Raw genomic sequence first — 13,478 nt, 5'->3', positions numbered from 1 at the left:
TCCCCCAAATATTTTTAAAATTCCTTTAACCATGCCGTGAAAGCACGTCATGCCACCAGAATAACACGCACGACACTGCTTGCACGTCTGATTTTGTGTAATTTTACCAAGCTATCCGTAATTTTGCTGACCAATTTGAAAAAATGTTTTAGCAGTAATATCAGCTGCTAAGAGGCGCTAAATTCAAGTAACTTACCTGTCACTGGCTAAAAATAGCCGGATTTACACCTATTAACAATAGTCTAAGTTAAATTCACCAATCCATTGCCTCCTTTATAAACGGAATTGTTAGCTTTCGCTGTTCAATTAAACTCAAGTGGTCCAAGACATTCAGTAAATCAAACAAGCTCTTGGCATCCCGCTGACAGCGGGTATAAATAAACTCAGCAACCGCATCTGATACGAGTATCCCACGCATTTTAGCCTTGAATTGCAATGCAGCCATCCGCTCCGACTCATCCAATTCCGACAGCCTATAACTACTTAAACTCTGCAGGCGCGACTGCAAATCAGGTAATTCGAGCGCCAATTGCGAATGCGCGACCGATGACGACACTAATAAGCAGGCATCTGTTGCCAGCATCTTGTTATAGCAATTAAAAATAGCTCGCTCCCAGTTACCACGTCCTGCAATGAGCTGAAAATCATCAAAACACAGCAGATCTAAATATTCCGCCCCCTCTAATAATGCTTCAGGATCAAAATCAATGAGCTCCGCCAATGGAATATAGCGCGCGTATCGTCCCGCCGCTTCAGCCAGATGACAACAGGCCTGCAATAGATGACTTCGGCCCCCGCTACCGCAGAGATATATCAACTTCTCGCCACTGCCACTCGCTTGCTGTTTAAGCTGATTGAGCAACAGCCGATGGCGTTCGGGGGTATAAAAATTATCGAAGGTGGCCTCGGTATCAAGCTTTAGGGCCAAGGGTAGCTGCGGACTTGCCATTATTCGTCGACTTCCAGCTCTACCGGGCCGCGCTTACTTTCATAAAGCTCGCTCTGCTTATAGTAATCGTGGAGATGATTGATCATGACTTTTATGACAGCGGCCACGGGTAAGGCCAATAAAATACCGACGAAGCCAAAAAGCTGACCACCCGCCAAGATCGCAAAAATAACAACGACTGGGTGCAGGCCGATTTTGTCGCCAACTAACATCGGCGTCAGCACCATTGATTCAAGCGCCTGACCAATACCAAATACAACGGCGACGCCCACCATTGGCCACAAGCTATCAAACTGAAAGAAGGCTGCCAAACCCGCCGCCGAAATCCCAATAATAACGCCCAAATAAGGCACGATGCTCGCCAGCCCGGCGACCACCCCAAGCACTAGCGCAAGCTCAAGTCCGACTACCCAGAGACCCAAGGTATAGGTCACGGCCAAAGCCAACATAACCAATAGCTGGCCGCGCGCAAATGCACCTAGAATCTCATCGCACTGCTGAGCAATCACAACGGTACGAGCTTCCATCGAACGCGGCAGCAAATTCCTGATGGCTGCCATCAGCACATCCCAATCTCGCAATAGGTAAAAGGTCACTACCGGCACCAAGACCATATTAGCGGTCCATGCTAGTAAGGCCATACTGGAGCCACTCACCTTGCCCCATAAATAGAAAAAGATACCTCCGGCACTGCCCCAATGTTTGCTCAAGGCATCGCGCGCAGCATCCATTGGTTTTTTTTGTTCGGGCAAGTCGAGGTGATGACGCAGAGCCGGCAACCCCGTTTGTTGCAACCAGGCTACACCATCGTATATACGCTCGATCAATAATTGAATCTGCGCGATCAACAAGGGCAGCGTGACTAGCATGACTATGCCCGCAAACAGACTAAGTACGAAAAATACCGTGACTACCGCCATTGTTCGCCCCATTCCGCGGGCTTCAAGTCGGTCAGCCAGCGGGTCGCCGATATAGGCCAACACCCCAGCAAGCAAGAACGGCATCAAAATTGGCGCCAGTAAATGTAGCAGCAACACAAATGCGACAGCGGCGATTAGGCCCCAGAGTGGCTTGGATAGTCCAATCACAGCCGCTGCCCCGCCCATTGATAATAACCGCGCACAGGTCTCGGCAATACACTTTGCGCATCTGCAGTGGACTCCAGCAAACGGCCATCTAGGCTTAAAAAGCGTCGCACTTTTTCCATATCATCGTTAAGAACTAACTCTAAGATCAGCTGATCTTGATCAAGCCAAACGGTGTTGGCGTGCTGAATGACCGCCAATCCCTCTAAATAAGTCACGAGGCTCGCATAGCTGGCGAAATCTTTAATACCTGAAACATGAATCATGGTGTTGGCACTGCTGCCGGCGCCGGCTGCCACTGAATAGGTTGCCGCCTGCATGTCCGCCAGATAATCGATGGGAGGGGCTAGCACCTCGGCCTCGGTCATGCCCTCACTATCTAAGCGCAGTGATTCGCTACCCTGGAGCACAGCCCAGCTTCCTATCCACTGTCCGGTAGAAAATTGCGACATCCGCCCCATTAAGATAAAGGGCGTGGAATAGCGAGCAGACGCTTCACGAACATCATCCACTGACATTTCCCACAACTCTGCGGCACTCAAGTTTGCGGAATCCGCTAGGTCGAACAAAGGCATCTGCACGACTACGCCGCGCCGCTGGGCCTCTGCCTCCAGTGCCGATAGCAGTTCATTACCCGCATCAGCACCAATAAATTGTCGGCCATCTATGGTGTCGGCAATTAACCACACCAAAACCGCTGGCCGGTTTGCCGACCATATTGGCAAGCCCGCTGATTGCAGCGTGGCATTCACCTGCCGAGGAGAAAAGCTGAGTTTTAATTCCAGCTCATCAATACCCTCAGCATTTTTACTGCGCTGATAGCGATACTGAGTCATGAACGGTTCTGGCTTAGCAAGCGCCGCCGCCACCACAGGATTGTCACGCACCTGACGCTTACCCGATACACGAATAAAGACCCGCTCTAAGGCAGTAGCCGCTCCCTCCGTCAATGCGGCGCGAGACTGAGACGCCACCAAGAGCTGGTCATCATATAAATTCCCGACGACCGCCGCTGCGACCTGCGTGGACAAGGCGAGCAATATTGTTAAGGCCGACACCAGCACCCGAATAATTTGTATCACTTTAAATACGTCCTTTTCCCTGCTGCGACTGGCTATTGTAGCAAGCCGTCATGTGATCGTCGTGACTAGTGGCAAAAAGTCACCTTTTTGCTGCTGAATTTAACTGTCAATCAAGCTAGAATAGCGCCCTCTTAGAGGACAGCCAACGATTATGACTGACACCAGTAAGCCAAGCTTAAGTTACAAAGACGCCGGCGTAGACATTGACGCCGGTGACGCACTTGTAGAACGCATCAAAGAAGTTGCCAAACGCACTCGCCGACCAGAGGTCATGAGTGGTCTTGGTGGCTTCGGCGCGCTATGCCAAATTCCTACCGGTTACAAAGAACCCGTGCTGGTATCTGGTACCGATGGCGTTGGCACCAAACTCAAGCTCGCGATGGAAGTCGGCATTCACGACACCATCGGCATCGACCTTGTCGCCATGTGCGTCAATGACCTGCTTGTCACTGGTGCAGAGCCCCTGTTTTTTCTCGACTACTACGCTACCGGCGCCTTGAACATCGACATTGCGGCCAGTGTGGTTAGCGGTATTGGCAACGGCTGCGAACAAGCCGGCTGCGCATTGGTTGGCGGTGAAACTGCTGAAATGCCCGGTATGTATGAAGGCGACGACTATGATCTTGCCGGCTTCTGTGTAGGTATAGTAGAAAAAGCCAATATCATTGATGGTAGCTCGGTACGTATCGGTGACAAATTAATTGGCGTCACCTCTTCTGGCCCGCACTCCAATGGCTACTCGCTGGTTCGTAAAATCATTGAACACAGCGGCGCCAAACTCGACCAAGCATTCGGTGACAGCACGCTGGGAGAAACCCTGCTTGCACCCACGAGAATTTATATCAAACCCATTCTCCGCGTCATTAAACAATATCGCGTGAATGCTCTCGCCCATATTACCGGCGGTGGCTTGCTAGAAAATATTCCCCGGGTATTGCCTCGCAACACCAAGGCCGTTATCGACGGCAATAGCTGGGAGCGCCCCGCAATCTTCAATTGGCTGCAAGAGCAAGGCAACGTAGAAGCGCGCGAAATGTACCGCACGTTTAACTGCGGTATCGGTATGGTTTTGGCAGTTGCCGCAGACGACGCTGAGCGTGTTATTGATATGCTGAATCAGCAGGGCGAAACCGCCATGCAGATTGGCAGCATTGAAGCTGCAGGGGAAGACGAGCCTAAAGTCATCATTGAAGGCATCTAGCTCCATGCCTTACAAGCTAGTGATCCTGTTATCTGGCAGCGGCTCCAATTTGCAGGCATTTATTGATGCCTGCGAAAGCAAGGCATTGCCAAATACCGAAGTAAGCGCCGTTATCAGCAATAAGACCGATGCCTTTGGTCTTATTCGCGCTCAACAGGCCGGCATCGCAACCGCCTGCATCAATCACAAAGAGTTCGCTAGTCGCGAAGACTTTGACTGCGCACTAAAAAATAAAATTGACGAGTTCGGCGCCGATCTAGTGATCCTTGCCGGGTTCATGCGCATTCTCACCCCCGGCTTTGTACGGCACTATTTAGGCCGACTCATAAATATCCACCCATCGTTGCTGCCAAAATATCCCGGCCTGCACACCCATCAACGCGCACTAGACGCTGGCGATACCGAAGCCGGCGCAACAGTACACTTCGTCACCGAAGAGTTAGATGGCGGCCCGCCAATCATTCAGGCAAAAATACCAATATTTGATGGCGATGATGCTGCAACACTTGCCGAACGCGTATTGTCCAAGGAACATACAATCTATCCTTTAGCGGCAAAGTGGTTTGCTGAAGGACGCTTGAGTTTGCAGAATTCAAAGGCGGTACTCGATGATAAGAATCTACCCGAAAGCGGCGTGCTTTTTCAGCAAAATTAGGCTGCTCGCGTTTCTATTTTACGCTATACCGAGCCTAGCATTAGCAAGCGGTGGAGGCATTAGTGCTAGTCCAGATACCAGCCCTGAGATGCTAACTCCCGTTGCGCCCATATTAGCTACCAATATAAAAGAAGAGAAAATTCTACCCTACCAAGCTGAGTATAAAATCAGCAGCAATAGCCTCACCACAACCGCAACACGAAGCCTAAGCAAAAAAGGTAATAACTGGCTGCTCTCACAACATGCAAAACTGGTGTTTATAAGGGTGAGTGAAGAGAGTGTCATTGAAGACAGCAAAGACGGCCTGCGACCCCTGCATTACGAGTACTCAAACAATATGAGTAGCCGACAAGACCAAAGCATTGATTTCAACTGGAGCACACAGTCAGCCAGCGACAAGAAATATCGCAAACCCTGGTCTTCTAAAATCAGTGAGGACACCTTTGACCAGCTCGGCGCGCAACTTAAGATGCGCGAAGCCTTGATGTATGATCGCCTCGGCGGCGAAATAAGCCAAACCGTGGTGAATCGCGGCAAGCACAAAACCTATACTATTAAAAAACTGGGCGAAGAAACTATCGACAGCCCCGCCGGCAAATTGCAGACCGTAAAATTACTGCGCTCGCGACCCGGCAGCAGCAGTGAGACCACGGTTTGGTTGGCAAAAGATTGGAACTACCTAATTGTGAGATTGGAACAGCGAGAGGATGACGAGGTTTATTCTCTGGAGCTACTTAACGCTACCCTTAACGGCGCTACCGTTAAGGGTCTAAGCAAATAAAACCTCGATTTTTCTTGTTGCAGTAAGGGCTGTAAGCAGCAAGCTAGGTTTTTGGCAGAGTCACGCCAGTCTGGCCCTGATACTTACCGCCCCGATCTTTATAGCTAACTTCGCAAACCTCATCTGACTCAAAGAACAGCATCTGCGCCACGCCTTCATTTGCGTATATCTTAGCGGGCAAGGTGGTGGTATTTGAAAACTCCAAGGTCACATGACCTTCCCACTCAGGCTCCAGCGGCGTGACATTAACAATAATGCCGCAGCGCGCATAAGTTGATTTTCCCAAGCACATTGTTAATACGCTGCGCGGAATACGAAAGTATTCAACAGTGCGCGCTAGGGCGAAAGAGTTTGGCGGAATAATGCAGTAATCGGCGGTGATATCAACAAAGCTTTTCTCGTCAAACGCCTTGGGGTCCACCGTCGCAGAATAGATATTGGTAAAGACCTTAAATTCATTTGAACAGCGAACATCATAACCATAGCTGGACGTGCCATAGGAAATAATTTTAGCATCGTCACGGGTACGCACCTGCCCTGGCTCAAAGGGATCAATCATGCCCTCATTCTCAGCCATACGACGAATCCACTTATCGGCCTTAATACTCATTACCTTCCCTCTTGCTGCTTATTCATATCAAATTTACAAAGACACAATGACGACAATTAATCGTCACTAATCGAAATATTTGGGAAAGCGTTAGTCTGCACACGCTGGCGCTTCGCCAACTCGGCAGTCATACCAATCGCGACCTGCCGATATAGCATGGCGGCATCACCATCGGGATCTGCTGCTAAAACGGGCTTGCCACAATCTGCTTGTTTGCGAATTTGCATCGACAATGGCAAGGCGCCCAGCAATGGCACGCCATAGGTCGTTGCAATACGATCACCGCCACCCTCGCCAAATACATGTTCTTGATGACCACACTCACCGCAAATGTGCACCGCCATATTTTCAATGACACCCAGTACCGGTACCGACACTTTACGGAACATTTCAATGCCCTTCTGGGCATCAAGTAACGCAATATCCTGCGGCGTCGTCACAATGACCGCCCCAGACACCGGCACTTTTTGCGACAGTGTTAGCTGAATATCGCCCGTGCCCGGCGGCATATCAATAATCAAATAATCGAGATCCTGCCAATAGGTCTGGTTCAATAACTGCTGCAAGGCACCCGTCGCCATTGGGCCGCGCCATACCATTGGAGTGTCAGCCGTAATCAGATAGCCCATCGACATTGACTGCACGCCATACGCTTCTATCGGCAATAAATAATGCGTTCCATACTGCTTTGGACGCTGCCCCTCGGGGACACCCAACATCATTTGCACGCTGGGGCCGTAAATATCGGCATCTAGCAAGCCAACTCGGGCGCCTTCAGCAGCCAAAGCCAAGGCTAAATTAACCGACGTTGTGGACTTGCCCACCCCGCCTTTACCGGAAGCTACCGCAATAATATTGCGGATATTCTCCATACTCTTAATATTTTGCTGCGCCGCATAAGGCGCTACTTTCCACGTGACCTGCACTGCGGAAGCGTCTACACCATCCAATTTTTTCAGCTCTGCATCAAGATGATGTTGGTATTGCTGCTGTGCGCTCTTAGCGGGAAAACCCAGCTGAATAACCGCGTCGACCCGACCGTCGCCAATAGTCAAAGAGATAATATCCGCAAGCTCCGCCAGCGGCGAAGACAAACCCGGCAGTATTGTCGCCATCAGTTGTTCGCGAACTCTGGATTCCAGCGCTACGGTCATATTGTTTCCCTGCGTGTGATGAATATTTAATTAGCGGGCGAGTATACCCGCCACACCCACATCGAACAACGCCGAGACAGATGCGCCGGAGAGCCAAAAACGCTATAGTATTGCGCCTCTGAATCCATCTAGGCCGCGCTACAGACAGTCGCAGCCCTTAACGCTCAAACAAGGAAACCCATGTCGCGCAAGATTCTGGTCACCAGTGCCCTGCCCTACGCCAACGGCCCGCTGCATCTCGGTCATTTACTGGAGTCGATCCAGACCGACATTTGGGTGCGTTACCAGAAATTACGCGGCAACGATTGCATCTATTTATGCGCAGACGATGCCCACGGCACTGCTATTATGCTCACCGCCGAGAAACTTGGCATCACCCCAGAAGAGCAAATAGCCCGCGTTAAAGCAGAACACGAACGCGATCTGGCCGGTTTCCTTATTCACTTTGATAATTATCACTCGACCCATTCGCCAGAGTGCCAGCACTACTCAGAAGAAATTTACCGGCGCCTAGACGCCAATGGCCACATTGAGCGCCGTGACGTCACCCAATTATTCGATCCAGAAAAAAATCTATTTCTGGCCGATCGCTATATAAAAGGCAGCTGCCCCAAGTGCAAAGCCGAAGACCAGTACGGCGATAACTGCGAAGCCTGCGGCGCCACTTACACCCCGGCAGATTTACTAAACCCGCGCTCGGCAATCTCTGGTGCCACCCCCGTAGAAAAAACCTCACAGCATTTTTTCTTTAAACTCGGCGACTTTGAAAACCTATTGCGCGACTGGACTAACAGCGAGGCGCTACAGCCACAAATCGCCAACAAATTACGTGAATGGCTAGACGCCGGCCTACAAAGCTGGGACATCTCCCGCGATGCGCCCTATTTCGGCTTTGAGATTCCCGATGCACCGGGCAAATATTTCTATGTGTGGTTGGACGCGCCTATCGGCTATATGGCCAGCTGTGCAAACTGGTGCGAGAAGAACGGTCGCGACTTTAATGACTACTGGGGACTCGACTCCGAGGCCGAGCTTTACCACTTTATCGGCAAAGACATTATTAATTTTCACGGCCTGTTCTGGCCCGCCATGCTCGACTCAGCCGGCTTCCGTCAACCTACCGCAATCTATGCCCACGGCTTTTTAACCGTCAATGGCAAAAAAATGTCCAAGTCTCGCGGCACCTTTATTAAGGCCGAAACCTACCTTAAATACTTGCCCGCCGAGTACTTGCGCTATTACTTTGCCGCCAAGCTATCTGGCGCAGTGGACGACATCGACCTCAATCTGGAAGACTTCACTAATAGAGTGAATTCCGATCTAGTCGGCAAATTAGTAAATATCGCCAGCCGCAGCGCCAAGTTTGTTCAAAAAGGCAACGCCGGTAAGCTCAGTAACACCCAGCACAATCCAGACCTATGGCAGCGGGTCACTGCTGCCAGCGCCACTATTGCGCAACTCTATGAGCAACGTGAATACAGCAAAGCCGTGCGCGAGATCATGGCGCTGGCAGATGCCACCAATGAATACTTTGATTCCTGTGAACCATGGAAGCTGGCCAAATCCGACGACACCATAGTCGTCGCTGCAGAGATTGCTTCCCAGTGTATTGATATCTTCCGCGTGTTGACCACTTATCTGGCACCGGTATTGCCTGAACTCGCCAAACAGGCAGAGCAATTTTTAAATTGCTCGCTGACGTGGCAGGGCGACTTTACGCCCCTGCACAACCATGCCATTGAGCCTTTTAAACCGATGATGAGCCGGGTTGATGCCGACAAGGTCAGCGCCATGGTCGAAGAAAGCAGCGACAATTCGCCACCGCCTCAGACCGCTGCCAAATCTAAAAAGGCGGCTAAAGACAAAGACACGGGTATAGCTGACACAATTGCCTACCCAGATTTTGCTAAGATTGATCTGCGAGTGGCTGAAATTGTGGCTGCAGAGGCGGTAGAAGGCGCTGACAAATTACTGAAATTAACCTTAAGTTTGGGGGAGTTTGGCACACGTCAGGTCTTTGCCGGTATTAAAACGGCTTATAATGCCGAGCAGTTGGTAGGCAAACTAACGGTAATGGTTGCCAACCTTGAAGCGCGTAAAATGCGCTTTGGCATGTCTGAGGGCATGGTGCTTGCCGCCGGCCCTGGCGATCAGGATATTTGGTTACTCAGTCCCGACAGTGGTGCCAAAGCAGGCATGAAAATCCAGTAAAACCAGTGGGCTATCGTTGAACGGTGGCCCCTAGCATTAACGCGTTTTAAATTGAACGCTTGATCGAAATAAACTAAGATCGCCCGATAATGCCGATCTGGCCCGCAATACTCGTATTGCCAAGCCAGAATAGAATTCGCATGACCGATACACAAGTGGGGCTAAAATTTTGTTAGCAGACTATTCCTTATTGTTGATCAGCGCCATTCTGGTTAACAACTTCGTACTGGTGCAGTTTTTAGGCCTGTGCCCATTCATGGGTGTGTCTAATAAACTCGAAACCGCCATCGGTATGTCCAGTGCAACCACCTTTGTACTTACGCTTGCCTCTATTTGTAGCTGGCTGACCTACGAGTGGCTGCTTATACCGCTGGGCTTAGAATACCTGCGTACCATCACCTTTATTTTAGTGATCGCCGTTGTCGTGCAATTCACCGAAATGGTGGTGCGCAAAACCAGCCCCATGCTCTACAAAGTCCTTGGGGTGTTTTTACCGCTGATCACTACCAACTGCGCCGTATTAGGCGTTGCACTGTTGAACATCAATAAAGACCATAGCTTCGTAGAATCTACTCTATATGGGTTTGGCGCCGCCGCGGGCTTCTCGATGGTATTAGTGCTGTTTGCCGCTATGCGCGAACGCATTACCGCTGCCGATGTTCCAGAGCCGTTTAAGGGGCCCGCCGTGGGCATGATTACCGCCGGCCTCATGTCACTCGCCTTTATGGGCTTCGCTGGATTGGTATAGGCTGTAATAATGATCGAACTGATTGCCCAAAATCCTTTTTTTGCATCTTTACTGGCACTGGTCGGACTTGCCTTAGTTTTCGGCGCACTGCTGGGATTTGCCGCCGTAAAATTCAAAACCGAAGGCGATCCTATCGCCGATCAAATCGAATCTATGCTGCCCCAAACCCAATGCGGTCAGTGCGGTTACCCCGGTTGCCGGCCCTATGCACAAGCCATTGCCGACGGTGACGATATCAACAAATGCCCCCCGGGCGGAGAAGCAACCATTGCCGCTTTAGCGGACTTATTGGGCGTGGAAGCCAAACCCTTAGATGCCGCAGAAGAGGCCGTGCCCTCAGTTGCGTTTATTCGCGAAGCGGAATGTATTGGCTGCACCAAGTGTATTCAGGCCTGCCCAGTAGACGCCATTCTCGGTTCTGCAAAACATATGCACACCGTCATCGCCAGCGAGTGCACCGGCTGCGATCTATGCGTAGAACCTTGCCCGGTAGACTGTATCGACATGATTCCGATTCAGACCAGCCTGCAAACCTGGCACTGGGATAAACCCAAGCCCATCGAAGACCTCATTGCCTCAGACCGTATTGCATCCGACCAAAGCGGAGCTGCCGCATGAGAAAAATATGGGATATACCCGGCGGCATTCACCCCGCTGAAAACAAAGTCCAATCCCTGCACAACCCCATCGCCAGTGCAGGTATTCCGCCGCAACTTATTTTACCCTTGGCTCAACACATTGGCGCGCCCGCCAGCCCTATCGTTAAGGTTGGCGATCACGTGCTTAAAGGCCAAATGATTGCCGAAGCCAAAGGCTTTGTCAGCGCGCCCGTTCACGCGCCCACATCGGGGGTCATCGCAGCCATTGAAGCGCGCGTTATCCCGCATCCATCGGGTATGAGCGCAACATGTATCGTCATCGATACCGACGGTGCAGATGAGTGGATAGAACATGCCGGCGCAGAAGATTACACCAGCCTCAGCAAGCTCGAGTTAGTCGACCGCATTCGCCAAGCCGGGATTGCCGGCATGGGCGGCGCTGGTTTCCCCTCCGCCGTTAAGCTCAGTACCCGCGACGACAAGCCGATAGCAACACTGATTCTAAACGGCACAGAGTGCGAGCCCTATATCACCGCTGACGATATTCTTATGCGCGAACGCGCCGCAGAGATTATCGCCGGCGCCGAAATACTGCGCCATATCATCAAGCCCACTAAAGAAACCCTAATCGGTGTGGAAGACAATAAACCCGAGGGTATTGCTGCGCTGAAAAAAGCCGCCGAGGGCACGGGTATTGAGATCGTGGCGTTCCCGACTAAATATCCTTCGGGTGGCGAAAAACAACTCATACAAATTTTAACCGGCAAGGAAGTTCCCGCCGGCGGTCTACCTGCCGACATCGGAGTAGTGTGCCAAAACATCGGTACAGCCACCGCGATTTACCGCGCCATTCAATTTGGTGAGCCGCTGATTTCACGGATCACCACCGTAACGGGCGAGGCCTGCGGGCAGCCACAAAATTACGAGGTTTTGCTGGGCACACCGGTCCAATATCTCTTGAACAAAAGCCAGTTCAAACAAGAAAACTGCATACGCCTAATTATGGGCGGCCCAATGATGGGCTACACCCTGCAGGACACTGCGGTGCCCATTGTAAAAACCAGCAACTGTGTCTTGGCGCCAACCGTGGCTGAGCTGCCGCCACCGCCGCCGGCCCAAGCCTGTATTCGCTGCGGCATGTGTGCCGAAGCTTGCCCGGTGTCATTGCTGCCACAGCAAATGTACTGGTTCTCACGGGCCCAAGAGCATGACAAGCTCGAAGACCATCAGCTATTCGACTGCATAGAGTGCGGCGCCTGCTCATTTGCCTGTCCCAGTAATATTCCTCTGGTGCAGTATTACCGCGCCTCGAAAGCAGAAATTCGCCAAGCCCAGCAAGATAAAATTAAATCTGATCGATCTAAAGAGCGCTTTGAAGCTCGCACCGCCAGACTTGAACAAGAAGAAGCAGAGAAAGACGCGCGGCGAGCCGCTCGCATGGAGGCCGCCAAAGCCAAGGCAGCGGCCGCTGCCAATGCTCCCGCAGGCGACAGTAAGACAGACCTTATTCAGGCAGCCATTGAGCGCAGCAAAGCGAAACAAAGCCAATCTGAAGCCGCTGATCCCGCCCAAGCAGCCATCGCCCGGGCGCAGGCGAAACGTGACGGCAACGCTGAGGAGGAAAGTGCGGAACAAAAAACGGACCGCCTACAAAAATTATTAGCTAGTGCAGAGAAACGTCTCGCAGCAGCCAAAGAGAAACTCGCCCAGGCGCGGGAGCAAGAAAACGACAAGGCCGAAGCCTTCGCAACCGCAGTGAGCAAAACAGAAGAAAAAATCGCGTCAATTCAACAAGAACTCACGGAACATCAAGCGAGTTTAACGGCGACAAAAACCGAAGCGACACTCGCGACTGATAATGCAGATCCAGCCCAAGCGGCTATTGCCAGAGCACTCGCAAAACGTGCCGGCAATAGCGCAGACGAAAGCGATGCGGATAAAACCACGCGCTTACAGAATACCGTGACCAGCACAGAGAAACGGCTTGCGGCCGCACAGCAAAAACTGGCATTGGCGCAGGAACAGAATGACGCAAATACTGCAGCTTTCGCCACTGGACTTGAAAAAACCCAAGCCAAGCTAGATGCCGCAAAGAAAGAGCTAAAGGATCATCAAGCCGCGCCCGTCGCCGCTGTAAGTAGCGAATATCCAGTGCAAGCGGCTATTGAGCGCGCCAAGGCTGCGCGAGAAGCCCAAGCCAATATGAGCGACGCCGACAAAACCAAACAGAATATTGAGTCATTGGAAAACCGCATTGCTCGCACCAGAGAAAAACTCGATGCCGCACGCGCCGACGGCGATGACAAGGCGAACATACTGGCCGACTCTCTAGCAAAGCTAGAAGATAAATTGGCCGCCGCTCAGCAAACGCTGAGCTAAACCTGAATAACGAGCACGCATAAC

At 51.4% G+C, this 13,478-nt stretch carries 12 protein-coding genes; 7 read left to right on the top strand and 5 right to left on the bottom strand.

What is annotated here, in order from left to right; genetic code table 11:
* Nucleotides 1-253: 253 nt before the first annotated feature.
* Genes hda through AB4875_RS06015 form a run of 3 tightly spaced genes read right to left on the bottom strand, consistent with a single transcriptional unit; the run spans nucleotide 254 to nucleotide 3,116 of the window.
* Nucleotides 254-949, bottom strand: coding sequence for a DnaA regulatory inactivator Hda (hda, locus tag AB4875_RS06025; RefSeq protein ID WP_368375147.1), 696 nt, complete (start codon nucleotides 947-949; stop codon nucleotides 254-256).
* Nucleotides 949-2,037: an AI-2E family transporter gene (locus tag AB4875_RS06020; RefSeq protein WP_368375146.1), complete on the bottom strand. Its 1,089-nt coding sequence runs from the start codon at nucleotides 2,035-2,037 to the stop codon at nucleotides 949-951. Before AB4875_RS06020 ends, hda begins: the two co-directional genes overlap by 1 nt.
* Nucleotides 2,034-3,116: a DUF2066 domain-containing protein gene (locus AB4875_RS06015; protein WP_368375145.1), complete on the bottom strand. Its 1,083-nt coding sequence runs from the start codon at nucleotides 3,114-3,116 to the stop codon at nucleotides 2,034-2,036. The genes AB4875_RS06020 and AB4875_RS06015 overlap by 4 nt, the downstream gene beginning before the upstream one ends.
* Before the next feature lie 151 nt (nucleotides 3,117-3,267).
* Here AB4875_RS06015 and purM point away from each other — a divergent pair, with 151 nt between their 5' ends.
* From purM to AB4875_RS06000, 3 genes are read left to right on the top strand one after another with little or no spacing between them, the layout of a single operon-like run.
* Nucleotides 3,268-4,317, top strand: a complete 1,050-nt coding sequence (gene purM / locus AB4875_RS06010) for a phosphoribosylformylglycinamidine cyclo-ligase (RefSeq protein ID WP_368375144.1) — start codon at nucleotides 3,268-3,270, stop codon at nucleotides 4,315-4,317.
* Nucleotides 4,318-4,321: 4 nt separating this feature from the next.
* Complete coding sequence (gene purN, locus AB4875_RS06005; RefSeq protein WP_368375143.1) at nucleotides 4,322-4,972, top strand: phosphoribosylglycinamide formyltransferase; 651 nt, start codon at nucleotides 4,322-4,324, stop codon at nucleotides 4,970-4,972.
* Nucleotides 4,926-5,753, top strand: a complete 828-nt coding sequence (locus AB4875_RS06000) for a DUF3108 domain-containing protein (protein WP_368375142.1) — start codon at nucleotides 4,926-4,928, stop codon at nucleotides 5,751-5,753. Before purN ends, AB4875_RS06000 begins: the two co-directional genes overlap by 47 nt.
* A 43-nt stretch (nucleotides 5,754-5,796) precedes the next feature.
* On the opposite strand, the gene dcd is transcribed toward AB4875_RS06000, so the two are convergent.
* Together dcd and apbC are read right to left on the bottom strand one after the other, a co-directional pair.
* Nucleotides 5,797-6,363 carry a dCTP deaminase gene (dcd, locus tag AB4875_RS05995; protein ID WP_368375141.1) on the bottom strand — a complete coding sequence of 189 codons (567 nt, stop codon included), beginning with the start codon at nucleotides 6,361-6,363 and terminating at the stop codon, nucleotides 5,797-5,799.
* Nucleotides 6,364-6,419: 56 nt separating this feature from the next.
* A complete protein-coding gene (gene apbC / locus AB4875_RS05990) occupies nucleotides 6,420-7,517 on the bottom strand; it encodes an iron-sulfur cluster carrier protein ApbC (protein ID WP_368375140.1) in 1,098 nt (365 codons plus the stop codon).
* Between the two features lie 180 nt (nucleotides 7,518-7,697).
* Here apbC and metG point away from each other — a divergent pair, with 180 nt between their 5' ends.
* The 4 genes from metG (at nucleotide 7,698) to rsxC (ending at nucleotide 13,454) form a co-directional block, all read left to right on the top strand.
* Nucleotides 7,698-9,728: a methionine--tRNA ligase gene (metG, locus tag AB4875_RS05985; RefSeq protein WP_368375139.1), complete on the top strand. Its 2,031-nt coding sequence runs from the start codon at nucleotides 7,698-7,700 to the stop codon at nucleotides 9,726-9,728.
* A gap of 169 nt (nucleotides 9,729-9,897) precedes the next feature.
* Nucleotides 9,898-10,476: an electron transport complex subunit RsxA gene (gene rsxA / locus AB4875_RS05980; RefSeq protein WP_159267279.1), complete on the top strand. Its 579-nt coding sequence runs from the start codon at nucleotides 9,898-9,900 to the stop codon at nucleotides 10,474-10,476.
* A gap of 9 nt (nucleotides 10,477-10,485) precedes the next feature.
* Complete coding sequence (gene rsxB, locus AB4875_RS05975; protein WP_368375138.1) at nucleotides 10,486-11,094, top strand: electron transport complex subunit RsxB; 609 nt, start codon at nucleotides 10,486-10,488, stop codon at nucleotides 11,092-11,094.
* The gene (gene rsxC, locus AB4875_RS05970) at nucleotides 11,091-13,454 is read left to right on the top strand and encodes an electron transport complex subunit RsxC (protein ID WP_368375137.1); all 2,364 of its coding nucleotides are present in this window, start codon (nucleotides 11,091-11,093) and stop codon (nucleotides 13,452-13,454) included. Before rsxB ends, rsxC begins: the two co-directional genes overlap by 4 nt.
* Nucleotides 13,455-13,478: the final 24 nt, after the last annotated feature.

Source organism: Zhongshania sp. R06B22, from assembly GCF_040892595.1.
GTDB lineage: Bacteria > Pseudomonadota > Gammaproteobacteria > Pseudomonadales > Spongiibacteraceae > Spongiibacter > Spongiibacter arctica.
This window is presented reverse-complemented; position numbering and strand designations above follow the sequence as displayed.

Excerpts from the sequence above, each read along its gene's own strand:
- hda (WP_368375147.1), bottom strand. The coding sequence starts at position 949 with ATGGCAAGTCCGCAGCTACCCTTGGCCCTAAAGCTTGATACCGAGGCC.
- purM (WP_368375144.1), top strand. The coding sequence starts at position 3,268 with ATGACTGACACCAGTAAGCCAAGCTTAAGTTACAAAGACGCCGGCGTA.
- purN (WP_368375143.1), top strand. The coding sequence starts at position 4,322 with ATGCCTTACAAGCTAGTGATCCTGTTATCTGGCAGCGGCTCCAATTTG.
- AB4875_RS06000 (WP_368375142.1), top strand. The coding sequence starts at position 4,926 with ATGATAAGAATCTACCCGAAAGCGGCGTGCTTTTTCAGCAAAATTAGG.
- dcd (WP_368375141.1), bottom strand. The coding sequence starts at position 6,363 with ATGAGTATTAAGGCCGATAAGTGGATTCGTCGTATGGCTGAGAATGAG.
- apbC (WP_368375140.1), bottom strand. The coding sequence starts at position 7,517 with ATGACCGTAGCGCTGGAATCCAGAGTTCGCGAACAACTGATGGCGACA.
- metG (WP_368375139.1), top strand. The coding sequence starts at position 7,698 with ATGTCGCGCAAGATTCTGGTCACCAGTGCCCTGCCCTACGCCAACGGC.
- rsxB (WP_368375138.1), top strand. The coding sequence starts at position 10,486 with ATGATCGAACTGATTGCCCAAAATCCTTTTTTTGCATCTTTACTGGCA.
- rsxC (WP_368375137.1), top strand. The coding sequence starts at position 11,091 with ATGAGAAAAATATGGGATATACCCGGCGGCATTCACCCCGCTGAAAAC.